Genomic DNA, 20,720 nt, shown 5'->3' on the forward strand with positions numbered 1-20,720 from the left:
TTTGAAAAGAAAATGACGCATTTTCATCGCCAGAAACGCAAAACGCCCCACTCCCGCGTGAGGGAGAGAGGGCGTTTGATGAGGCGAACCGGCTGGATCAGAGCGGCGGATTGAGGAAAGATGGCATCTCGTCTTGCGTCTGGGACAGCGAGAGGAAAAGGCGGGCGGTGTCGAGCGCCTCGCGGATCGTGACATCCATATCCAGATACCGGTAGGTGCCGAGCCTTCCCACGAAGGTCACGGCCTTCTCTTCCTTTGCCAGCGATACATATTGCGCAAGCTGCTCTTTTTCCTCGACAAGCCGGATGGGGTAGTAAGGAACATCATCCGGGCCGCATTCGCGGGAAAACTCGCGGTAGCAGACGGAGCTGTCGTGCTTTTCCCATGGGGAAAAATGCTTGTGCTCGGTAATGCGGGTAAAAGGCACGGAGACCTCTCCGTAATTCATTACCGCGCAGCCCTGATAGTCTCCCGCATAGGTAAAGCGTTCGAAGTCGAGCGTGCGGTAGCCAAGCCTGCCATTGGCGTAATCGAAATAGCCATCCAGCGAGCCGGAATAGAAGGTGTGATCATAACGGCTCGTGTCAGCACGGCCGAAATCGCTGCTCAGATGCATGCGAATGCCGGGCTGATCGAGAATGCGCTCCACCATCGGCGTGTAGCCCGTTTCCGGCATGCCCTGATACTTGTGGAAGAAATAATCGTCATCATAGTTGAACCGCACCGGCAGCCTTTTCAGGATGGAGGCAGGCAAGGCTTTGGGCGAGCAACCCCATTGCTTTTGGGTGTAGCCCTGAAAGAAGGCCTCGTAGAGGTCACGGCCAACGAAGCGCAGCGCCTGCTCTTCGAAGGTCTGCGGGTCCTCGATGGTCTTGTCGGCCTGATCTTCGATGAATGCCTTGGCTTCATCAGGGCGGAAGGTCTTGCCGAAGAACTGGTTGATCGTGTGCAGATTGACCGGCAGGGAAAACACCTGCCCCTTGCTCGTCGTTTTCACCCGGTTCTTGTAGGGCATGAAGGTCTGGAACGTGTTGACGTATTCCCACACCTCTGCATCGTCGGTGTGAAAGATATGCGGGCCGTAAACATGCACCATCACACCGGTTTCGGCGTCGCGTTCCGTGTGGCAGTTGCCAGCAATGTGGTCGCGCCTGTCGAAAATGTCGACCTCATGGCCTGCCTTCGCAAGCTCGCGGCCAATAACCGCACCGGAAAGACCGGCGCCAACAATTGCAATCTTCTTGGGCTGTGCCACTGGGTCTGCCTTTTGTGATGTGACGGAGCGCCGCGCCTGTTGCTTACGCGCCATGGTGCCCCGCATGATACCAATACGAACGGGAACCGGTCGGGAATCGCTCCCGACCGTTCAGGTCTCAAGCCGTAGCCGAGGCTTCAGCCGTCCACAACCGCTTGTCGGTCGGTATGGCGGAATAGTGGTGCCATTCGCGCAGTCTTTCCAGGTAGCGCGCGCGGTAAGCCTGTTCGTCGACATATTCCAGGTTTTCCGTCACCAGATCGGTGCCGATTTCGTAATAGACACCCATATTGGTGAAATCGGGAACCGGCGTTTCTCCGCGCTCGGCTTCCGCCTGCATCTGCCAGAACAACTCCTCCAGACGCCGCGCAAGAGCTGGAATATCGCGCAGTGCGCTCGTCTCGCGGTTGGCCTGAAGCTTGTCCCGGACAAATTTCAGCAATGCAGGTGTGTTGGCATAGGCGATGGCCTTGGCCACATAATCGTTAGGGCCATTGCAGATCAGTTCAGGCACACCGGTTGCAGCAACAACGCTTGCGCAGAAGCGCGCGGCAAAGCTCTTTCCAGGGAATGTCAGGACGGGAAGACCAACCGTCAGCGAGTCCGCTGCCGTTGAATGCGCGCCATAGGGGAACGTGTCGAGGAAGAGGTCAGCCACGGCAATGCGGGCGAGATGCTCGGCATTTCCAGCCTTGGGCGCAAAGATGATGCGCTCGGATTCGATACCGGCTTCCACGAACTTTTCGCGTAGCCGTTGGTCAGCCTTGTCGTTGCCGCTCAACAGCCAAAGGATGCTGCCGGGTGTTGCGGCCAGAATGACCTTCCATCGCTCGAACGTATCGGGTGTGATCTTCTGCATACCGTTGAAGCAGGCAAACACGAAGGCATCTTCCGGCAGACCGGCTGCTTGCCGGGTTGGCTTTTCGGCAATTGTCCGCTTGCGGTCGATCGGCTGGTTGCAGGCAACGCGCAGGACTTTTTCCGAATAGTAGATCTCGCTGGACGGCGGCACGATCTCGTTGTCGGCAATCATATATTGATGGAAGGGGCTGCCGATTGAGCCGGGATAGCCACAGAAGTTGACGATGACAGGCGCCGGACGATAGGCGAAAATCTTCATCCGGGCGTGTTTCGTGTAGCCGTTCACGTCGATCAGAATATCGATTTCGTCGCTGGCAATCTGGCGTGCCGCCTGCTCGTCGGATAGCGCACCGATATCATGCCAGGCATCGACAGCTGCCTTCATGCGCATCTGGGTCGGGTCATTCGAAACCGGATCGCCGCAGTAATAGGCGTGGATTTCCACATTGCTCTTGTCGTGCAGTTCAAGCACTTCACGAAGCGCGAAGCCGACCGCGTGGTCACGAAGATCGGAGGACACGTAACCGACGCGCAGGCGCTGGCCCGTGCCGGACTTGTGCTTGACGCTCGGGCGCGGAAAATTTTTCACGTCCAGACGTCCCACGAGCGACTTGTTGTAGGTATAGGCGCGCGCCAGTTGGAACATCGGGTCGTCGGAGAAGCAGCCCAGCGTCAGGGGCGACAGGGCATCGATCATCTGGCGACGGGTCACGTGGCTGGATGGGGTGATAATGGGCCATTTGCACTGCCTCTGGCGGATAGCGCTCAGGTGCTGGCCGGTCTCTGTCTTTTCAGGCCGCAGTTCCATAGCCTGCCACAACACGGCCTCGGCCTCTTCCAGCAAACCGGCATTTTCCATGACACGTCCGATGTTTTGCAGCGCCATCAGCCGGTAGGTTACGCGGTCAGGGGTTATTTCAGCTGTTGCGTCAACAAAGTTCTGCCATTGGCGGATCGCCAGGGGAACCGTGCCGGAGTCTTCGAAGGCGCGACCCAGGTTGATGTGCGCAGGGCCAAAAAGCGGATCGATCCGCAATGCAGCGTCCATCGCATTGATCGCTCCAGCTGTATCGTTCATGCTGCGCAGCAGAACGGAATAGTTGAAATAGACCATCTGCAGATTGGGCTGCGTCGCGTTAAAGGCTAGCCATGTCTTGTACAGCTCGACCGCTTCGGCTTTGTAGCCTTCGGCGATGAATTTTTCAGCAAAGGCGATCACATCCGGCAAGGCAAGACGTTGAGTTCTCGCCAACTCGAGCAATTGTGTCAAAAGCGAGTTGGAAGCTAAGGCGTCTACGGCACTGTTCATATATCAAAACCCCGGCGTTGGCATGGCGCAGGACGACATGCCACTCTTTGTTATAATCGGGGGTCAGGTTAATACTTATAAGCTTGCGCGACGCTTTACATGGAAAAGCGGTGCAGATGTGCGGATCGTGGAAGGTAATATTAGATAAATATAGAAATGATCCGCCAATTGTCAGGCGGACACACAGGTTTTGACCGGCACGCTGTGCCGGTAGGGTACTGCATCAGACCCTTTCCCGGTTGAATGAACGGGTGGTTCTAGAACAGGTCGCAGTCGCCGGATGCCTTGTCGAGCGGCTGGGAATGCCCATGACGCATGCCCGCACCCAGCGCCTTCTGCATTTCGGCAAGCTTCACCAGGCTGAGCGCGGTAGAAACATCAACCGCCCATTCGAGCGGAATGGAACCTGTGATTGTATCGATAAATTCGGCAAGGCCACGTGTCTTTTGAACCGCAAGGTCAATACCCTGCATAAGCCGCATGCCTTCAATCGTCATCGCGCCATCTGTCGCTTCGAGCAATTCTGGCTCGATGCGCTCGATCAGATAGGCAACATCGTGAAGCTCGGAAACCACCCGCATCAGGACTTCGGGAAGTGCCTCTTCGAACATGGGAAGCTGGGCATAGTCGGCGATCTGCATTAATAGCTCCGTGATCAGGGCGTCGGACCGCAAATATGTTGCCGGTCCAATGCTGAAACAAAATGAAGAAACGACGCGGCGATCTGCCTGTGCTTTGTCGCCTCAGAAAAATTCGATATCGTCTGCCACTGGCTTTGGAGCCACCACTGGTTTTCTTTCCAGAGCAACCGTCGACTGCGCTTCGGCACCGCTGAGCGGTATTTGACGCGCACGACCCGAGACCGGCCAAAACTCGATCTTTCGGCCTGAATCTCCTCCGGTCGACTGACCGAGAAGACGAATGCCTTCATCCCTTAAAAACTGAACCGCAAAGGCAGCGTTTTGCTCACCGACATTTGAGAACGTGGCAATGGTTTTTGCACCGCCAAAAATCTTTGCCTCAAGGCGATCACGGCGCGCTCCTTTTTTGAGCAAGCCGTTGATCAGCAACTCCATGAGATGCACCCCGTAACGGGTTGCATCTCCACCCCCAGCGCCCCCTGTCCCCGGCAACAGGAAATGGTTCATGCCGCCGACGCCCGCAACAGGGTCTCTTAGACATGCAGCCACGCACGAGCCGAGAATGGTCGTCAGGACCACATCGGGATCGCTAGCGATTTTGTATTCGCCCTGGATAATGTGTACGCGCTTGGCTGCAGTTTCAATCATTTTAAGGATCCAAATACGGCTTCGATAGCCGCTTTCATCTTGTCGATGGAAAATGGCTTGGCGAGAACGTTGTTGGCACCCAGCTGGGCAGCCTTCTGCACCAATGCACGGTCACCCTGCGCCGTCAGAATGATGAAGGCTGCTTTCTTGGTGGTTGGGTTCGTGCGAACCGCCTGCAAGAAACCAAGTCCATCCATCTTCGGCATGTTGAAGTCGGAAATGACGAGATGATGGGGCTGCTGCTCCATGATCTTCATTCCCTGCTCGCCATCGCCAGCGGAGGTGATCTGCTTGAAGCCGAGCTGCGTCAGTGCATCACTGAGCAACAGGCGGCTGGTAACCTGATCATCCACGATCAGAACTTTGATTTTTTCTGCAAGAGACATTAGTCGGAACCTTCTTTTCGGGCAGCAGTAAGTTTCAGAATTTCTTCGCCGATTGCGTTCAGCGGAAATTGTTGTTCGACAGCGCCGAGTTCGTAAGCGACCCTCGGCATGCCATAGACCACGCAGGTTTTTTCGTTCTGGCCAATGGTGCGAGCACCGGCATGGCGCATTTTCAAAAGTCCTGCGGCTCCGTCGCGTCCCATCCCTGTCAGGATGACACCAACGGCATTTCGTCCTGCCAGTTCTGCAACGGAATCGAAGAGAACATCCACGGACGGTCGGTGGCCATTAACAGGTTCCTTGTCCAAAAGCCTGCAAGTTGGCGCGGAATGATTAACGACCTGCAAATGTCGTTCACCGCCCGGCGCAAGATATATTTTACCGGTCTGGAGGCGTGCTCCATCCGTTGCTTCTTCCACCGCCGGCGCGCACAGCCGGTTCAGACGCTCTGCGAAACTCTTCGTAAAGGTCGATGGCATGTGTTGTGTAATCACCGTGGGCGGGCAGTTGGCCGGGAATTTCTGCAAGACAGTAATCAGGGCCTCCACACCACCGGTCGATGAACCGATAGCGACGATCTTGCGGCCACCGCGATAATCGCTGACAGCCATGGGTGTTGCAATCACCGGCTTTTCGACGGTCAGATTGCGATAGCTCTGGTGCTGCGAGCGTGCAGCTGCCTTGACCTTTTCGGCCAAATCGCTGAACGGCCTGCTTTCGCCAGGCGCTGGCTTGCTCACACAATCGAAAGCACCGATTTCAAGCGCCGCCAGCGATGCGCCCGCACCGCGCTGGGTCAGCGTCGAGACCATGATGACGGGCATGGGCCGAAGCCGCATGATCTTTTCCAGGAATTCGAGACCGTCCATTTCCGGCATCTCGATATCCAGCGTCAGGACGTCAGGATTGAGTTCCTTGATCGCGGCACGCGCTTCCATGGCGTTGCTGGCCTGGCCGACGACGTGGACGTCGGGGTCAGCTTTCAGCACAGCCGAAATCAGGCCGCGCATCGTCGCGGAATCGTCGACCACAAGAACTCTGGCGGGTACGCTCATGCTTTCCTCCCGCCGGATTTGCCGATGTAGCGGTAGGTCGTGATGCCGGTATTGTCGAACAGCGCCTTCGGATCGCCCGAGACACGCTCGGAGTGGCCGATATACAGATGTCCACCTTCCGGCAGAAGACCGGCAAAGCGCGCCCAGATTTTCACCTGTGTCGGCTCGTCGAAATAGATCACCACGTTGCGGCAGAAGATCACGTCGAAACCGCCCTTGAAGGGCCATTGCGTCATGAGGTTCAGCTCGTTGAAGGTGATCAACTTCTTGACCTTGTCGCTGATCTGGTGCTTGCGACGGCCACCGACGTCGACGTCCTGGAACCATTGCTTGCGCATGGCAGGCGTCACGGTTTCCAGTGCGTTGTCATCATAGATGCCAGCTCTGGCCTGCGCCAGGATCTTCGGGTCAATATCCGTTGCGAGAATACGGAAATCATAGTCTGCGGCGTTGGGAAACAGGCCCAGAACCGTCAGAGCAATCGAGTACGGCTCCTGCCCATCGGAGCAGGCGGCAGACCAGATGCGCACACGGCCGCCCGCTTTTGCCCTGTTGATGAGCCCCGGCAAAACCTCATCCCGAAGATTTTCGAAATGGTGGTTTTCACGGAAGAACCGCGTGAAGTTCGTCGTTAGATGCGACAGCATCTCGCGACGGGCATGGGCGCCCTGTTCGGACGATACGAGCGCGCAGTATTCCGGGAACCCGGAAATACCCAGGTTTCGGATGTGCTTGGACAATCGCGAGTAAACGAGCGACGCCTTGGTGTCGTTCAGATAAATGCCGGCATCGGCATAGATCATCGCGGCTATTTCGGAGAGGTCGCGGCGCGTCAGCGGATATTCTCCGCTGGCGAGCACTTCATCCGGGGATAGGCGTGTATCGTTAAACTTGAGCGCTGTCATTCATCACTACTTTCAACCGGCTACCGCAAGAGACATCTCTTGCTTGAGCGACTGGCCACGAGACGCACCGACGACCGCATCCACATCCAGAATGAGAGCGACGCGGCCATCACCGAGGATGGTTGCGGCAGCAATGCCAGGAACATGGGTGTAGTTGGCTTCGAGCGACTTGATAACGACCTGGCGCTGACCCTGGATGGCGTCGACCATCAAGGCACGCTGGCCGCCACCTTCCGATTCCACCAGAAGGGCTACGCCGTCGACCGGGTTTGCCTGGGTGTTGCGGAAGTTGAGAATGCGACCGACGTCCACCAGCGGGCAGAACGAGTTGCGGATCGAAATCAGGCGCTGGTTGGAGCCGAAGGAGTGAATGTTTACGGCTTCCGGCTGCAGGGTTTCGACAATCGCCGTCAAAGGCACGACGAGCGTCTGACCGGCCACCGTCACCACCATGCCGTCGAGGACGGCCAGCGTAAGCGGCAAGCTCATGGTGAATGTAGAGCCAAGGCCCGGACGCGACGTGATGCTGATACGACCGCCGAGTGCCTGGATCGAACGCTTGACCACGTCCATGCCCACGCCACGACCCGAAATGTCGGAAATCTTGTCGGCGGTGGAGAAGCCCGGTGCGAAGATCAGGTTGTCGATCTCCTCATCCGTCAGGTTGCTGTCGGCAGCGATCAGATCGTTGTCGATGGCCTTCTGCCGAACGCGCTCGCGGTTGATACCCGCGCCATCATCGGACAATTCGATGAGAATGCGGCCCGAACGGTGCTTCGCCGTCAGCTTGACGGTGCCTTCCGGGTTCTTGCCAGCAGCTTCGCGCTTTTCAGGTGTCTCGATGCCGTGGTCGACGGCATTACGGATCATGTGCGTCAAAGGCTCGGCCAGCTTGTCGATGACCGTCTTGTCCACTTCGGTGTTTTCACCCTCGGTGATCAGGCGGATCTGCTTGCCGATCATATCAGCGACTTCACGCACGATACGCGACATGCGCTGGAAGACCGGCTTCACCGGCTGCGCGCGGATAGCCATAACGCTGTCCTGGATTTCGCGTGTCAGCTGCTGAAGTTCGTCCAGGCCCATATTGACGGCAGATGTCCCGGTCGTGTCGTTTTCGATGACGCTCTGCGACAACATTGCCTGGTTGATGACGAGCTCGCCCACCAGGTTGATGAGGCGGTCGACGCGGTCCAAGTCGACGCGGATCGTCTGGCCAGCGCTTGCGTTGGCGGCATTGGCTGCAGCGGCTGCGGCAGCTGGTGCTTCCTTCTTTTCGGCAGCAGCGGAAACGGTGCGTGTCACCTCGGTTGCGGCAACGGCTGTTGAGACCGTTTTTGCAGCCACTGTTTCCTCGGCGTCAGCCGACTGCACGGCAGGCTCGTCCACCGTATCGTCGAGAACCGACAGATCGAAGGGAACCGGGATCATCGGAAGTTCTTCTTCGGGCGGTGTTTCCGAGACGATTTCCGTGATTTCGAGATCGCAATCCCACTCGGCGAATTCAAACACGGTGCGAATGCCAGCGGCACCCTTGTCCGTCTTGATGGTGATCTTCCACTGGAAGTAGGCGGTCTCAGGCTCGATGTTTTCGAGCGCAGGCAGGGCGCCCATGTCGCAGTTGATGCTCATCTCGCCGATGCGGGAGAGGTCGCGCAGCAACAGGGCGGCTTCGTTGCCCTTGGTGTAAAGCGATGTCTGCGGCTTGAACACGACGTTGAACGATGGTGTTTCCATCATCGGCGTCACGTCATCCTCGAACTCGCCGAAGGAGAAGGCCACGGGCTGGAAACCGCTGTCATCGGTTGGCGCAGGCGCTGCGGCGGCTGCCGGTGCCGGTGCTGCTGCCTTGGGTGCTGCCGCTTTTGGCGCTGCCGGTTCCGAGGAGGACCCGCCGGATGGCATTTCGCCATTGGCCAGTGCTTCCAGTTCCTTGACGAGACCGCGCGTTCGGCTGTCTTCCACGCCGCTGCCATCACGGGCGGCGTTGGTCAGATCGGCCAGAACGTCAGCCGATTTCAGCATGACTTTCAGGACGTCCTGGTTCGGTTCGAGCTTGTTCGAGCGAACGCAGTCCAGTGTCGTTTCGAAAACGTGGGCAAATGCCACGAGATCTTCCAGACCGAACGCGCCCGCACCACCCTTGATGGAATGAACGGCACGAAACACAGCATTCACGGTTTCCGGGTCGCGGTCGCCGTCATTTAATTTCAGAAGACCTGATTCCAGCTCTGCGAGTTGCTCCTCGCACTCCTGGAAGAAGATTTCTTTGATTTCGTTCATATCCATCGTATGTGGTCCCGTATCAAGCAGTTACGCGTTCAATGGCATCGATCAGCTTTGCAGGGTCGAACGGCTTGACGATCCAGCCGGTAGCGCCTGCCTGGCGGGCGCGGTTCTTCTTCTCGGCATCACTTTCAGTGGTGAGCACGAGGATGGGAATTGCGCGGTATTTTTCGTTGCGACGAACGCCTTCGATAAAGCCGAAGCCATCGAGACGGGGCATGTTGATATCGGTGACGATAACGTCAGGATGACAACCTTCGAGAACTTCAAGTCCTTCGATACCGTCTTCTGCCTGGATCGTTTCAAAACCGGCATTGTTCAGTGTCAACAGGAGCATATTCCGGATCGTTCTGGAATCGTCGACCGTCAGAACTTTCTTCTTCATTTCTGCTTCTCCTTCGGGAGGATGTGATCGATGTCCACGCCGATCAGTTTAAGGGTTTTCTCAAATGCGTCCGATGCTTTTGAAAATGTGAATGCCTTGCCGTCAGTCTCCCAGGCCTTGACACCGGCCATTAAGACCTGGGCGCATTGTACGCCCACGCGCTCGACCTCGGAGGCATCCACCGCAAGCGGGGCACCCCTCATCTCCATCAGTTTTCCGTGCAAGACGGATGCCTGATTGAGGTCCAGCACCGGTGACAATTTCAATGTCGACTGCGCTGCTTTCCTGCCTGCCATCAAATCACTCCTTGGCGTCTGAATTGTTGATGCTCGTAGCCATAGTCCACGAGCTCTTCGCGCATGGTCGCCACGGTCTGCTGATAGCGTCTCGAAACCGGCTCTGCTGCCGCATCGGCCTGTCGGGCAATGCGGAATTCCCGCACAGTCCGGCCCAGTTCGAGAATAACGGTGTGCAGGTCGTCGGCGTCCTGCGCTGCCCCTGTCAGGCGGTTGGCGGAACGGTCCGTTTCTGCGCCGATGGAACCGAGTTCCACAGCAACGCCCTGCAAGCTGCTGACATTTTCGCCGGTGCGGCGTGCCACATCGCCGATCATATCGCTGACACCGGAAACCTGACGAACGACGCCGCCAATGGCTTCCTGTGTGCGGTTGACCATGCGAACACCCTCGACCACCTGGGTCTTGGTGCCGTTGACGAGGTTCTTGATTTCCCGCGCCGCATCGGCAGAACGCTGTGCAAGCGCACGCACTTCCTGCGCTACCACGGCAAAACCGCGTCCGCTGTCGCCAGCGCGGGCCGCTTCGATACCTGCGTTGAGGGCTAGAAGGTTGGTCTGGAAGGCGATTTCATCGATGGAGCCGATGATTTTACCGATCTGTTCGGCAGAATGCTCGATACCGGCCATGGCGCTGATGGCCTCGCCAACAGCCGTGCCGCTTTCGGTGGCGGCAGTGCGAGCCTGCTTCATCGCAGCTTCTGCGGCCTGAATGCGCTCGCTGCTGGTGCGAACGTCGTCGATGACGGTCCCAAGCGTGTCGGATGCACCGTTAAATCTCTGCGCCTGCTCGGAGGACTGCGAAGCCATTGTCCGGCCCTCGCCTGCCATGCGCTCGGTCGCGGTCTGCGCATCACGCACACCTGCCTGAGCGGCAGCCAGAGAAGCCTCGATCTTTTCCAGAGCGCCGTTAAAGGCGTCTGCCAGTTCGCGATAGGCGTCTGGAATATCGCCGGTAATGCGTGCCGTTAGATCGCCAGCGGCGAATGCGTTCAAGGCATCACCCAGAAGGCGCTTGGCATCGGCCTGATCGGTTTCGCGCTGCTTGGCAAGTTCCTGGGTGTGGCGCAGGCGCAATTCGTTGAAGCGCAGGGAAACCGCGATCTCCGTATCCACCATCACAAGGCGCACAACAGCCTTTACGGCCTCGGCCAATTCACGGTGGCGCTTGCTGTTGCCCGGCAGGATCGAGCGCGGCGCGTGCTGCGAAATCAATCCGCCCAAAAGGTTTTCGAGAACAACGGCATGTCCGGCCACATGCCAGCGCGGGTCAAGACCCATGCGGCTTTCGGTGTCGGACAGAACCTTGACGCGCTCGGCATAGACAGCATCGAACCTTGCATCTGTCAGCACGCTCCAATGCGCCGTCTGAAGATCATGCAGCCTGTCGAGCTGGTTTTCGCTTTCAAAGGATGGGGAACAGTCGGGCATGGACTGGAAGCGAACCATCAGGTCGCGCAGGCCTGCCTTGACATGGGGTTCGAGCATGACGCGGTAGCGGCGCAGCAGATCGCACTGGTCCTGGTCCAGACCGGCAAAACGCAGACGGCCGCCCAGGCTACTGCCCGTGGCCTTTCTCGTTTGATCTGTTGGCAATTCCTGCCCCAAGCGACGTCCCCAAAAAGCTACGCCGGATCACACCGGCCAATGACCGATTGAGAATCCCAGTATCCGGGGGGATAATTATCCAGGACGGATAATTTACGAGTGTGCGCACCATGAATGGGTCGCACCGACGCGCTGAGCCTTCTGCAATCAACTGAATACCGGATCGACCCGGTACGGCAGGGCGGCGTCATGCCTGGAAGAAGATCTGTGTCGATCCTCGTTCCGCCGTAAAATACGTCCAATCTTTATGGTTAATTCGTTGATTGAACGTTAAGAAAACCCAATATGACTCAAAGTTGCTAAAATTAGCTGAATCATTTACCTGTCGTTACGTTAGCACAGCAGTAGTTTGTGCTGGAATCGTTAATATCGGAAAAGATTTCTTATTTTTCCCGTAGCGCGCTGGACAACGGCAACACCGTTCCCCTAAAACGAAAACACACGATATTCGCTTCCATGGTGATGTTTTAACGAAACGCTGACGACGACGGAGGAGATACGATTTGCCATCGATGGGGAACCGCCTTTGCGCCTCTCGTCCCTCAAATCGGCTGATCGATCTTTTTGTTGCGGGCATGCTCGTCTTCATGGGGCTTCAGGCTGCTGCCAACGGTGCGCCTGTTCTCAAACCGAACCGTCTCGAGCGTTCGCAACTTCCCCCGCAGGACATCGCATCGGCCACGGCTGCGGAAACCAAGGGTTGCACGGAGATTGTCGATCATTGCCTGAAATTGGCAGATCACGGCTTTGTCCATCATCATCTGCCGGTGCAGAGAGCGGTCGAGGCGCAAGTCAATATCCCGATCGGCTTTGATAACCCGTACGCGAAAATACCGGGCTTTCATCTTCTAGGAGCGGCTTCGCCTCGCGGGCCACCGGAAACGGTCTCCTAGCCGTCGCTGCCGATTTCCCCCTTCGTTCGGGATTGGCGAAGCTGACGGGCATATGCACCGCCAACCGCAACGCCAGAGAAATTGCCAGCCTGTATGAGCATTGAAATCCTCCTTCCCATTCTGATTGCCCTGCCCTTCATCGGCAGCATCATCACCACGATGATGCCGCGATACGGGGCGGTGCGCGCGCCTGCCGCCGTTGCTGGCAGCATCGCGCTGTTTGGCCTCGTCTCCGCGATTTTTCTATATGCCAGCGTCAAAGGCGGAGCCGTCATCAAATATGATGTGGAATGGCTTCCCCAGCTTGGCCTCAACTTCACGTTGAGGCTGGATGCGTTTGCCTGGATGTTCATCATCCTCATTACCGGCATCGGCTTTCTGGTGGTGCTTTACGCCCGCTATTACATGTCGGCGGAAGACCCTATTCCGCGCTTCTTTGCGTTCTTTCTGTCCTTCATGGGCTCCATGCTGGGCATTGTACTGTCTGGCAATGTCATTCTTCTCTCCATCTTCTGGGAATTGACCAGTATCTTCTCCTTCCTGCTGATCGGCTATTGGCACCAGAACGCCACGGCCCGCGATGGTGCGCGCATGGCGCTGACCGTGACCGGCATTGGCGGCTTCTGCCTTCTCGCGGGCTTTCTGATCCTCGGCCATATGGCGGGCAGCTATGATCTGGATGATATTCTGGCAAAAGGTTCGGAAATCCGCGCCCATGCGCTCTATGTTCCAGCACTCGTTCTCATTCTCATCGGCGCCCTGACCAAGAGCGCCCAGTTCCCGTTCCACTTCTGGCTTCCCAATGCGATGGCCGCGCCCACGCCGGTCTCGGCCTATCTGCATTCCGCCACCATGGTGAAGGCAGGCGTTTTCCTTCTGGTGCGCCTATGGCCAGTTCTCGCCGGCACGCAGGAATGGTTCTGGCTGCTCGGTTTTGCCGGTATTACCACATTGCTGCTCGGCGCTTATTTCGCCATGTTCCAGCAGGATCTGAAAGGGCTGCTGGCCTATTCCACCATCAGCCATCTCGGCCTCATCACCACACTTTTGAGCCTTGGAAGCCCGCTCGCAGCCGTTGCTGCAATTTTCCACATGATGAACCACGCCACCTTCAAGGCGTCGCTGTTCATGGCGGCTGGCATCATCGACCACGAGACCGGCACCCGCGATATGCGGCGCCTCAGCGGCCTTTATCGCTTCATGCCAGCAACCGCCACGCTTGCCATGGCGGCCAGCGCGGCCATGGCCGGTGTTCCCTTGTTCAACGGCTTCCTGTCCAAGGAAATGTTCTTCGCGGAATCGGTTGAAACCCACGCGGATTCCTTGCTGGACAAGGCCCTTCCCTATGTCGCGACGCTGTCGGGTGCCTTTGCGGTGGCCTATTCGCTGCGCTTCATCCACACCGTGTTTTTCGGCCCGGCACCGCACGATATCCCAAATCCCAAGCCGCATGAGCCGCCGCGCTGGATGCGCTTCCCCATCGAGTTGCTGGTCGTTGCCTGCCTGATCGTCGGTATCGTACCAAGCCTGTCCATCGGCCCCTTCCTGCATTCCGCCGTTCTGTCGGTGCTTGGCCCGCAAACGCCTGCCTACAGCCTTTCGATCTGGCACGGCTTCAACCTGCCTTTGATGATGAGCCTTGTCGCGCTCATCGGCGGTGTGGCGATCTATGCAGCGCTCGGCGGCTATTTCGCCCGGTGTGAAGACGGCCCTCCGGTGTTTCGTCACCTGCGCGGGCAGCGCATATTCGAGCGCATCATCGTCACCGTATCCTGGAAATGGGCCCGCTGGCTGGAAAGCACGCTTGGCACCCGGCGTTTGCAGCCGCAATTGCGCATGCTGATACTGGTCGCATTGATTGCGGGCTTCTCGCCCGTGGCCTCGTCGCAGTTTACGCTGACGCTCCCCAGCGTCACGACATTCGACCCTATCTTCGCCATTTTATGGGGCATCGGCATGATTGCGGCCATGGGTGCCGCGTGGCAGGCCAAGTATCACCGGCTTGCCGCACTGGTCATGCTCGGCGTCTCGGGTCTCGTCACCTGCCTCACCTTCGTGTGGCTGTCGGCACCGGATCTGGCCATCACGCAGTTGCTGGTCGAGATCGTCACCATGGTTCTCATTCTCCTTGGCCTGCGCTGGCTTCCCAAGCGCGAAGTCAAGGTGGACAATAACAGCGAACTTCCCGCACAGCTTCGTCGCGGACGGGATTTCATGCTGGCCGTGTTCTGCGGCATCGGCATGAGCGTCATTGCCTTTGCGGTCATGACCTTGCCCGTGCCCAACACCATTGCGAACTACTTCCTCGAAAATGCCTATACACAGGGCGGCGGCACCAATGTCGTCAACGTCATCCTGGTGGATTTCCGCGGCTTCGACACGATGGGAGAAATTGCGGTTCTGGCCATTGTCGGCCTCACCGTGTTTGCGCTTCTTCGCCGTTTCCGCCCTGCCCATGAAAGCATTGGCCTGCCGGAACAGCAGCGCATTCAGAACGCGTTTGATGCGGACAATCCTGACCGCAGCAAGGGCGATACGGTCCGCGATTATCTTCTGGTGCCCTCCATCATCATGCAGTGGATGTTCCCGGTCATCGTCACCTTCTCGTTCTTCCTCTTCATTCGCGGCCATGATCTGCCCGGCGGCGGGTTCTCTGCTGGCATCACCATGGCTATTGCCTTCCTGCTGCAATATCTGGCGGGTGGCACGCGCTGGGCGGAAGACCGCATCCGCATTCTGCCGCTGCGCTGGATGGGCTTTGGCCTGTTGCTGGCAGCCTCAACCGGCATGGGATCGTGGTTCTTCGGGCACCCGTTCCTCACCTCCTATTTCCAGTATACGGACCTGCCCTATATCGGAAAAATGCCAACGGCGACGGCGCTTCTCTTCGACCTTGGCGTCTTTGCCCTCGTTGTCGGCGCCACCGTTCTCATACTCATAGCATTGGCGCACCAATCGCTGCGTAATTACAAGGTACGTATGCCCGACGCCGCAAAAGCGGAGGACGCGTAAATGGAACTCATTCTCGCCATCGGTATCGGTGTCATGACGGGGTCGGGCGTGTGGCTCATCCTGCGCCCGCGCACCTATCAGGTCATTGTCGGCCTGTCGCTTCTGTCCTACGCCGTCAATCTGTTCATCTTCGGCGTCGGCGGCATCAAGACCAACGCACCACCCCTGCTGCTGGACGGCGTCATCACCTCCACGCTGACGGACCCCGTGCCGCAGGCTCTGGTGCTGACGGCCATTGTCATCGGCTTTGCGACGACCGCCCTCTTCCTCGTCGTGCTTCTGGCCGCACGCGGCCTCACCGGCACTGACCATGTCGACGGGAGGGAAACGAAATGAACGCCTTCCCCGTCCATATCGTCATCGCACCCATTCTGGTGCCGTTGATTATTGGTGCCCTGCTGCTGTTCATCGATGAGCGCAAGCGCACCACCAAGGCTATTTTGAGCGTCATCGGCACCCTTGTTTCGCTGGGCGTTGCCGTCGCACTGTTCCTTGAGGTCAACTCCACCATCAACACAGAAGTTGCCGCCGTCATCTCGACCGGCGTTTACCTGCTCGGCAACTGGCCAGCCCCCTTCGGCATCGTTCTGGTGGCAGATCGCCTGTCAGGCCTCATGGTGTTGCTGGTCGCGCTTCTGGCCATACCCTCGCTCGTCTATTCGCTGGCGAAATGGCACCGGGCCGGATCGCATTTCCACTCCCTGTTCCATCTGATGCTGATGGGCGTCAATGGCGCGTTTCTAACCGGCGACCTCTTCAACCTCTTCGTCTTCTTCGAAGTCATGCTGGCCGCGTCCTATGGTCTGCTCTTGCACGGTTCAGGCCAATTGCGCGTCAAGGCCGGGCTGCATTACATCGCCATCAACCTTGTCGCTGCCCTGTTCTTCCTCATCGGCGTCAGCCTGATCTATGGGGTCACGGGCACGCTCAACATGGGTGATCTCGCGCAGCGCATTGCCGGTCTCAACCCAGATCAGCGCATGCTGCTGGAAACTGGCGCGGCCGTGCTTGGCATCGCCTTTCTGGTAAAGGCAGGCATGTGGCCGCTCAACTTCTGGCTTCCCTCCGCCTATACCGCGGCATCGGCACCCGTGGCGGCGCTCTTTGCCATCATGAGCAAGGTCGGCATTTACGTCATCGCCCGCCTGTCCTTTCTGCTCTTCGGAGAAACCGCAGGCGCGTCGGCAGGCTTTGGCCATGATGCGCTTCTCGTCGGCGGCATCGCCACTATTGTCTTCGGCACGATCGGCGTGCTGGCCTCGCAGGCGCTGGGGCGGCTTGCCGGTTTTTCGGTGCTTGTCTCATCCGGCACCCTTCTGGCCGCCATGGGCACCGGCAACCCAACAGTTGCTGCCGGTGCGCTTTTCTACCTTGTCTCCTCGACACTTACCATCAGTGCCTTCTTCCTGTTGATTGAGCTTGTGGAGCGCGGGCAGGATGCCGGAGCGAACGTTCTGGCCGTGACCATGGAAGCCTATGGCGATGGCGAGGACGACGAGCCGGAAGACGAGGTTGGCGTCACCATGCCCGGCACAATGGCCGTGCTCGGCACCTGCTTTGCGGCCTGCGGCATTCTTCTTGCCGGTCTGCCGCCGCTCTCGGGCTTCATCGCCAAGTTCTCGATGCTGTCGGCCATTCTCAACCCGTCGGGGCTTGGCGCGAATGATACGGTCTCGACCCTGTCCTGGTGGCTGGTCTTCCTCATCGTTTTCTCGGGCCTTGCCTCACTGATTTCAATGACGCGTGCGGGCATCCGTACCTTCTGGGGTTCGCTGGAAGGAACGGTGCCACGTGTTCTCGTCATCGAAATCGCGCCGATCCTGCTGCTTTTGGGCATGACCCTTGCCATGACGGTCGCCGCCGGTCCGATCATGCGTTACATGCAGGAGACCGCACGCATCAGCGGGCTTCCGCAAAGCTACATTCAGGGCGTGATGACCGCACCCAGAGCCGCTCCAAGCACGGAGGTCGCACCATGATCTCGCGCTTTTTGCCCTATCCATTGCTCACACTATCGCTGATCGTTTTCTGGATGACGATCAACGCCTTTTCACCCGGCCATCTGCTTTTGGGAACCGGGGTGGCGCTGGTGGCCTCGTGGGCCATGGCGTCGCTGCGCCCACCAAAGCCGCGCATCCGCAACTGGCATCTTCTGGTCAAGCTCGTCGGCATCGTGCTCTATGACATCATCCGCTCCAACATATCCGTCGCGGTCATCATCATCTTGAACCGCAGACGCCGCGCCAATGCAGGCTTCATCACCATACCGCTGGAACTGCGCGATCCCATGGGCCTTGCGGTGCTGGCCGTCGTGCTAACGGCGACGCCGGGAAGTGCATGGCTGGAGTATAATTCATCGCAGGGAACATTGCTCATCCACGTTCTGGATGAGGTCAGCGAGGCCCATTGGCAGAACCTCATCAAAAGCCGATATGAGAAATTACTGATGGAGATATTCGAATGAGTTCGGTTATCCTTTTCTGGTCGTTTTTTATCGCCCAGCTGTTTCTAGCCATCGCCATGGCGATTTCCGTGTATCGCATCGCCATTGGCCCTCGCGCGCAGGACCGGGTTCTGGGTGTGGATACGCTTTACGTCAACGCCATGCTGCTGGTCCTCGTCTTTGGGCTTCGCACCGGCAACGATGTCTATTTCGCAGCCTCTTTGCTGATTGCCATCCTCGGCTTCGTGTCCACGGTGGCGCTTTCCAAATTCATGATGCGCGGAGAGGTGATCGAATGAGCAACGCCGCCGAATTCCCATTATGGGCTGCCATCCTCGTCGCTTTCTTCGTTCTCCTGGGCTCGTCGCTTGCGCTCATCGGCACCATCGGCTTTGCACGGCTGCAAAGCTTCTATGAGCGCCTGCATGCGCCCACGCTCGGCACGAGTTGGGGCACGGGCGGCATCGTCATGGCTTCGATCATCTATTTCTCGGTCTCGGGCCAGCGGCCTGTGTTCCACGAAATCTTCATCGGCCTGTTCATGACCATCACAACGCCGGTCTCGCTGATGCTGCTGGGCCGCGCCGCCCTTTACCGTGACCGTGCCGAACAGAACCCGGTGACCCGGCAAAGCCTCTGATAAATTAAAATCGAGAAACGCGAAGTTTTTTCAAAATTTGAAAAGCTGCCAGACGCATTTTTTCCATCGGCAATTGCTTTATTTCTGAAATAAGGCAATGAATTCCAATATTTGATGTTCATCAACTTTCGGATGATTGTCGAATGTTATCGTGATGTTACACGCGCGGATATTCCCTGAATTTTAACGGTTTTCCCGCATCATGGCGGAATTCAGTTTGTTTCGGGGTATTTTATGGCGCGCTTTCTTCCAAAATCCATAGTGGTGCAGATCGTCTGTATGACGATTGCACTTATCTTCATGGGCATCCTCGCCGTTGGAACCACAACCTATATCAGGTTGAAGGACGACGTGATGCAGAGTGCCCGGATCGATACGCAGCGCGCCATCAGAAACATGGCCATGCTCTATGAGTTGAAGATCGGCGGTGTGCAGCTTGCCATGGAAAATGGCGATTTGAAATCGATCAGCAGACCGAGCATCGGCACAATGCGGGATTTCGATCTCGTGGACCGCACGGGCATGGCAAATGGTGGCGTCGCCACCGTGTTTCAGGCTGAGGGGTCCGATTTCGTGCGCATCTCGACCAACCTGAAAAACGAGAAGGGCGAGCGGGCGATGGGCACAAAGCTGGCACTCACTCACCCCGCCTACGCAAGCATCACGAAGGGCCAGGCCTATTTCGGTGAAGCCACTCTGTTCGGCACGGATTATATGACGGGTTACGTACCGGTTTTGTCGAAGACAGGTGCCGCCGTCGGCATTCTCTTCGTTGGCGTACCGATGACGGTTTATCAGGCCCATATGGATGGTGTTCGCGATATTGTTCTGCTGTGCGGCGGCGGCGTCATGCTGGTCTTCGGCTTTCTGGGATATTTCCTTATCAATCGCACCCTTCGCCCGCTCGGCATCCTCACCAACGCGGTCAAGTCCCTGTCGCAGGGCAAGCTGGATACGACCATTCCCTATGCGCAAAGCGGCAACGAGTTCGGCAATATTGCCCGTGCGCTGGAAGTCTTCCGTGACAACGCCCATGAGAAACTTCTGATCGAAGGACGCAGCGCCGAAGAACGTGCCGAGGCCGAGGCTGAGCGCAGCCGCAACGATGCTGAAAAGCGCGAGACGGACCGCCAGATCGACTACGCCGTCAACCAGCTGGCTGGTGGCCTTGCCCGCCTGTCGCAGGGCGATCTGACCCGGACCATCGATACGCCGTTCTCTGGCCGTCTGGAGCAGCTGCGCACAGACTTCAACAGCTCGCTTGCCAATCTGAAGGATGTTCTGGCACAGATCCGCGATAGAACGCTGGTCATTCAGAACAATGGCATTGAAATGCGCGAGTCCTCCAACGATTTGTCACGCCGCACGGAATCCCAGGCTGCGTCTCTGGAAGAAACCGCCGCCGCCGTTGAAGAGATCACCGTCACCGTGAAGTCTTCGGCAGAACGCGCGCGTGAAGCCAACCAGGCCGTTCGCATCACCCAGAAAAGCGCCGATAGTTCCGGCACGGTGGTCAAGAACGCCATCGACGCGATGGGCCGTATCGAAGATGCTTCCAAGAAGATCGAACAGATCATCGAAGTCATCGATGAAATCGCTTTCCAGACCAACCTTCTGGCCTTGAATGCCGGTATTGAAGCGGCACGTGCCGGTGACGCGGGCAAGGGCTTTGCGGTCGTGGCGCAGGAAGTGCGTGAGCTTGCACAGCGTTCGGCAGATGCTGCACGCGAAATCAAGACACTGATCAACCAGTCCACCAACGAGGTCGGCACCGGCGCGCTTCTGGTGCAGGAAGCCGGACAGGTTCTGTCCGATATCAGCCAGCAGATCGTGGTCGTCAGCAAGCACGTCGAAACCATCGCAACAGCCACCGCCGACCAGTCATCGGCGCTGCATGAGGTCAACGGCTCCGTCAACCAGATGGACCAGATGACCCAGCAGAACGCGGCCATGGCGGAAGAATCGAGCGCCGCAACGCAGATGCTGTCTGAAGAAGTCGAGGCTCTGCTCGGCCTTGTCGAACGCTTCCAGATCGGCGAGCCAGCCCAGCAGCAGGGTCGCTACAACCGCGCTGCCTAAAGCAGGCGCACCCTTTTAG

The 20,720-nt window shown here is 57.9% G+C and carries 19 protein-coding genes; 8 read left to right on the forward strand and 11 right to left on the reverse strand.

Annotation, left to right across the window (positions count from 1 at the left end; all coding sequences use genetic code 11):
• Window positions 1-97: 97 nt before the first annotated feature.
• The 11 genes from glf to IFT53_RS02930 all read right to left on the reverse strand — a co-directional run bounded on the left by glf (window position 98) and on the right by IFT53_RS02930 (window position 11,622).
• Window positions 98-1,255: a UDP-galactopyranose mutase gene (glf, locus tag IFT53_RS02880; protein WP_342365785.1), complete on the reverse strand. Its 1,158-nt coding sequence runs from the start codon at window positions 1,253-1,255 to the stop codon at window positions 98-100.
• Window positions 1,256-1,373: 118 nt separating this feature from the next.
• Window positions 1,374-3,425, reverse strand: coding sequence for an O-linked N-acetylglucosamine transferase, SPINDLY family protein (locus IFT53_RS02885; protein ID WP_192063409.1), 2,052 nt, complete (start codon window positions 3,423-3,425; stop codon window positions 1,374-1,376).
• 257 nt (window positions 3,426-3,682) lie between these two features.
• Window positions 3,683-4,066, reverse strand: coding sequence for a hypothetical protein (locus IFT53_RS02890; protein WP_042618011.1), 384 nt, complete (start codon window positions 4,064-4,066; stop codon window positions 3,683-3,685).
• Window positions 4,067-4,168: 102 nt separating this feature from the next.
• Window positions 4,169-4,714 (reverse strand): chemoreceptor glutamine deamidase CheD, encoded by a 546-nt coding sequence (cheD, locus tag IFT53_RS02895; RefSeq protein ID WP_042618010.1) that lies wholly within the window; start codon window positions 4,712-4,714, stop codon window positions 4,169-4,171.
• Complete coding sequence (cheY2, locus tag IFT53_RS02900) at window positions 4,711-5,100, reverse strand: chemotaxis response regulator CheY2 (RefSeq protein WP_042618009.1); 390 nt, start codon at window positions 5,098-5,100, stop codon at window positions 4,711-4,713. Before cheY2 ends, cheD begins: the two co-directional genes overlap by 4 nt.
• Window positions 5,100-6,155 carry a protein-glutamate O-methylesterase CheB gene (cheB, locus tag IFT53_RS02905; protein ID WP_042618008.1) on the reverse strand — a complete coding sequence of 352 codons (1,056 nt, stop codon included), beginning with the start codon at window positions 6,153-6,155 and terminating at the stop codon, window positions 5,100-5,102. Before cheB ends, cheY2 begins: the two co-directional genes overlap by 1 nt.
• Window positions 6,152-7,060 (reverse strand): protein-glutamate O-methyltransferase CheR, encoded by a 909-nt coding sequence (cheR, locus tag IFT53_RS02910; RefSeq protein WP_042618007.1) that lies wholly within the window; start codon window positions 7,058-7,060, stop codon window positions 6,152-6,154. The genes cheB and cheR overlap by 4 nt, the downstream gene beginning before the upstream one ends.
• 12 nt (window positions 7,061-7,072) lie before the next feature.
• On the reverse strand, window positions 7,073-9,349 hold the full coding sequence (locus IFT53_RS02915) for a chemotaxis protein CheA (RefSeq protein WP_042618006.1): 2,277 nt from the start codon (window positions 9,347-9,349) through the stop codon (window positions 7,073-7,075).
• Window positions 9,350-9,365: 16 nt separating this feature from the next.
• The gene (gene cheY1 / locus IFT53_RS02920) at window positions 9,366-9,731 is read right to left on the reverse strand and encodes a chemotaxis response regulator CheY1 (RefSeq protein WP_042618005.1); all 366 of its coding nucleotides are present in this window, start codon (window positions 9,729-9,731) and stop codon (window positions 9,366-9,368) included.
• A complete protein-coding gene (locus tag IFT53_RS02925; RefSeq protein ID WP_042618004.1) occupies window positions 9,728-10,027 on the reverse strand; it encodes an STAS domain-containing protein in 300 nt (99 codons plus the stop codon). Before IFT53_RS02925 ends, cheY1 begins: the two co-directional genes overlap by 4 nt.
• A complete protein-coding gene (locus IFT53_RS02930) occupies window positions 10,027-11,622 on the reverse strand; it encodes a methyl-accepting chemotaxis protein (protein ID WP_244656196.1) in 1,596 nt (531 codons plus the stop codon). The genes IFT53_RS02925 and IFT53_RS02930 overlap by 1 nt, the downstream gene beginning before the upstream one ends.
• A 515-nt stretch (window positions 11,623-12,137) precedes the next feature.
• Between IFT53_RS02930 and IFT53_RS02935 the strand changes: the two genes are divergently transcribed.
• From IFT53_RS02935 to IFT53_RS02970, 8 genes are all read left to right on the forward strand, one after another.
• Window positions 12,138-12,527: a hypothetical protein gene (locus IFT53_RS02935; protein ID WP_192063407.1), complete on the forward strand. Its 390-nt coding sequence runs from the start codon at window positions 12,138-12,140 to the stop codon at window positions 12,525-12,527.
• 93 nt (window positions 12,528-12,620) lie between these two features.
• Entirely contained in the window at window positions 12,621-15,539 is a 2,919-nt protein-coding gene (locus IFT53_RS02940; protein WP_192063406.1) for a monovalent cation/H+ antiporter subunit A, read from the forward strand.
• Complete coding sequence (locus IFT53_RS02945; RefSeq protein ID WP_042618000.1) at window positions 15,540-15,875, forward strand: Na+/H+ antiporter subunit C; 336 nt, start codon at window positions 15,540-15,542, stop codon at window positions 15,873-15,875.
• A complete protein-coding gene (locus tag IFT53_RS02950) occupies window positions 15,872-17,518 on the forward strand; it encodes a monovalent cation/H+ antiporter subunit D (RefSeq protein ID WP_192063405.1) in 1,647 nt (548 codons plus the stop codon). The genes IFT53_RS02945 and IFT53_RS02950 overlap by 4 nt, the downstream gene beginning before the upstream one ends.
• Window positions 17,515-18,003 carry a Na+/H+ antiporter subunit E gene (locus IFT53_RS02955; protein WP_042617998.1) on the forward strand — a complete coding sequence of 163 codons (489 nt, stop codon included), beginning with the start codon at window positions 17,515-17,517 and terminating at the stop codon, window positions 18,001-18,003. The genes IFT53_RS02950 and IFT53_RS02955 overlap by 4 nt, the downstream gene beginning before the upstream one ends.
• Window positions 18,000-18,281: a K+/H+ antiporter subunit F gene (locus IFT53_RS02960; protein WP_042617997.1), complete on the forward strand. Its 282-nt coding sequence runs from the start codon at window positions 18,000-18,002 to the stop codon at window positions 18,279-18,281. Before IFT53_RS02955 ends, IFT53_RS02960 begins: the two co-directional genes overlap by 4 nt.
• Entirely contained in the window at window positions 18,278-18,622 is a 345-nt protein-coding gene (gene mnhG / locus IFT53_RS02965; protein ID WP_042617996.1) for a monovalent cation/H(+) antiporter subunit G, read from the forward strand. Before IFT53_RS02960 ends, mnhG begins: the two co-directional genes overlap by 4 nt.
• Before the next feature lie 234 nt (window positions 18,623-18,856).
• Window positions 18,857-20,701 (forward strand): methyl-accepting chemotaxis protein, encoded by a 1,845-nt coding sequence (locus IFT53_RS02970; protein WP_192063404.1) that lies wholly within the window; start codon window positions 18,857-18,859, stop codon window positions 20,699-20,701.
• Window positions 20,702-20,720: the final 19 nt, after the last annotated feature.

This window comes from Rhizobium sp. CFBP 13644, from assembly GCF_014842165.1.
Classification (GTDB): Bacteria; Pseudomonadota; Alphaproteobacteria; order Rhizobiales; family Rhizobiaceae; genus Agrobacterium; species Agrobacterium tumefaciens_C.

Excerpts from the sequence above, each read along its gene's own strand:
- IFT53_RS02915 (WP_042618006.1), bottom strand. The coding sequence starts at position 9,349 with ATGGATATGAACGAAATCAAAGAAATCTTCTTCCAGGAGTGCGAGGAG.
- cheY2 (WP_042618009.1), bottom strand. The coding sequence starts at position 5,100 with ATGTCTCTTGCAGAAAAAATCAAAGTTCTGATCGTGGATGATCAGGTT.
- IFT53_RS02885 (WP_192063409.1), bottom strand. The coding sequence starts at position 3,425 with ATGAACAGTGCCGTAGACGCCTTAGCTTCCAACTCGCTTTTGACACAA.
- cheY1 (WP_042618005.1), bottom strand. The coding sequence starts at position 9,731 with ATGAAGAAGAAAGTTCTGACGGTCGACGATTCCAGAACGATCCGGAAT.
- cheD (WP_042618010.1), bottom strand. The coding sequence starts at position 4,714 with ATGATTGAAACTGCAGCCAAGCGCGTACACATTATCCAGGGCGAATAC.
- IFT53_RS02925 (WP_042618004.1), bottom strand. The coding sequence starts at position 10,027 with ATGGCAGGCAGGAAAGCAGCGCAGTCGACATTGAAATTGTCACCGGTG.
- IFT53_RS02970 (WP_192063404.1), top strand. The coding sequence starts at position 18,857 with ATGGCGCGCTTTCTTCCAAAATCCATAGTGGTGCAGATCGTCTGTATG.
- cheB (WP_042618008.1), bottom strand. The coding sequence starts at position 6,155 with ATGAGCGTACCCGCCAGAGTTCTTGTGGTCGACGATTCCGCGACGATG.
- IFT53_RS02955 (WP_042617998.1), top strand. The coding sequence starts at position 17,515 with ATGATCTCGCGCTTTTTGCCCTATCCATTGCTCACACTATCGCTGATC.
- IFT53_RS02945 (WP_042618000.1), top strand. The coding sequence starts at position 15,540 with ATGGAACTCATTCTCGCCATCGGTATCGGTGTCATGACGGGGTCGGGC.
- mnhG (WP_042617996.1), top strand. The coding sequence starts at position 18,278 with ATGAGCAACGCCGCCGAATTCCCATTATGGGCTGCCATCCTCGTCGCT.
- IFT53_RS02940 (WP_192063406.1), top strand. The coding sequence starts at position 12,621 with ATGAGCATTGAAATCCTCCTTCCCATTCTGATTGCCCTGCCCTTCATC.
- IFT53_RS02890 (WP_042618011.1), bottom strand. The coding sequence starts at position 4,066 with ATGCAGATCGCCGACTATGCCCAGCTTCCCATGTTCGAAGAGGCACTT.
- IFT53_RS02950 (WP_192063405.1), top strand. The coding sequence starts at position 15,872 with ATGAACGCCTTCCCCGTCCATATCGTCATCGCACCCATTCTGGTGCCG.
- IFT53_RS02960 (WP_042617997.1), top strand. The coding sequence starts at position 18,000 with ATGAGTTCGGTTATCCTTTTCTGGTCGTTTTTTATCGCCCAGCTGTTT.
- cheR (WP_042618007.1), bottom strand. The coding sequence starts at position 7,060 with ATGACAGCGCTCAAGTTTAACGATACACGCCTATCCCCGGATGAAGTG.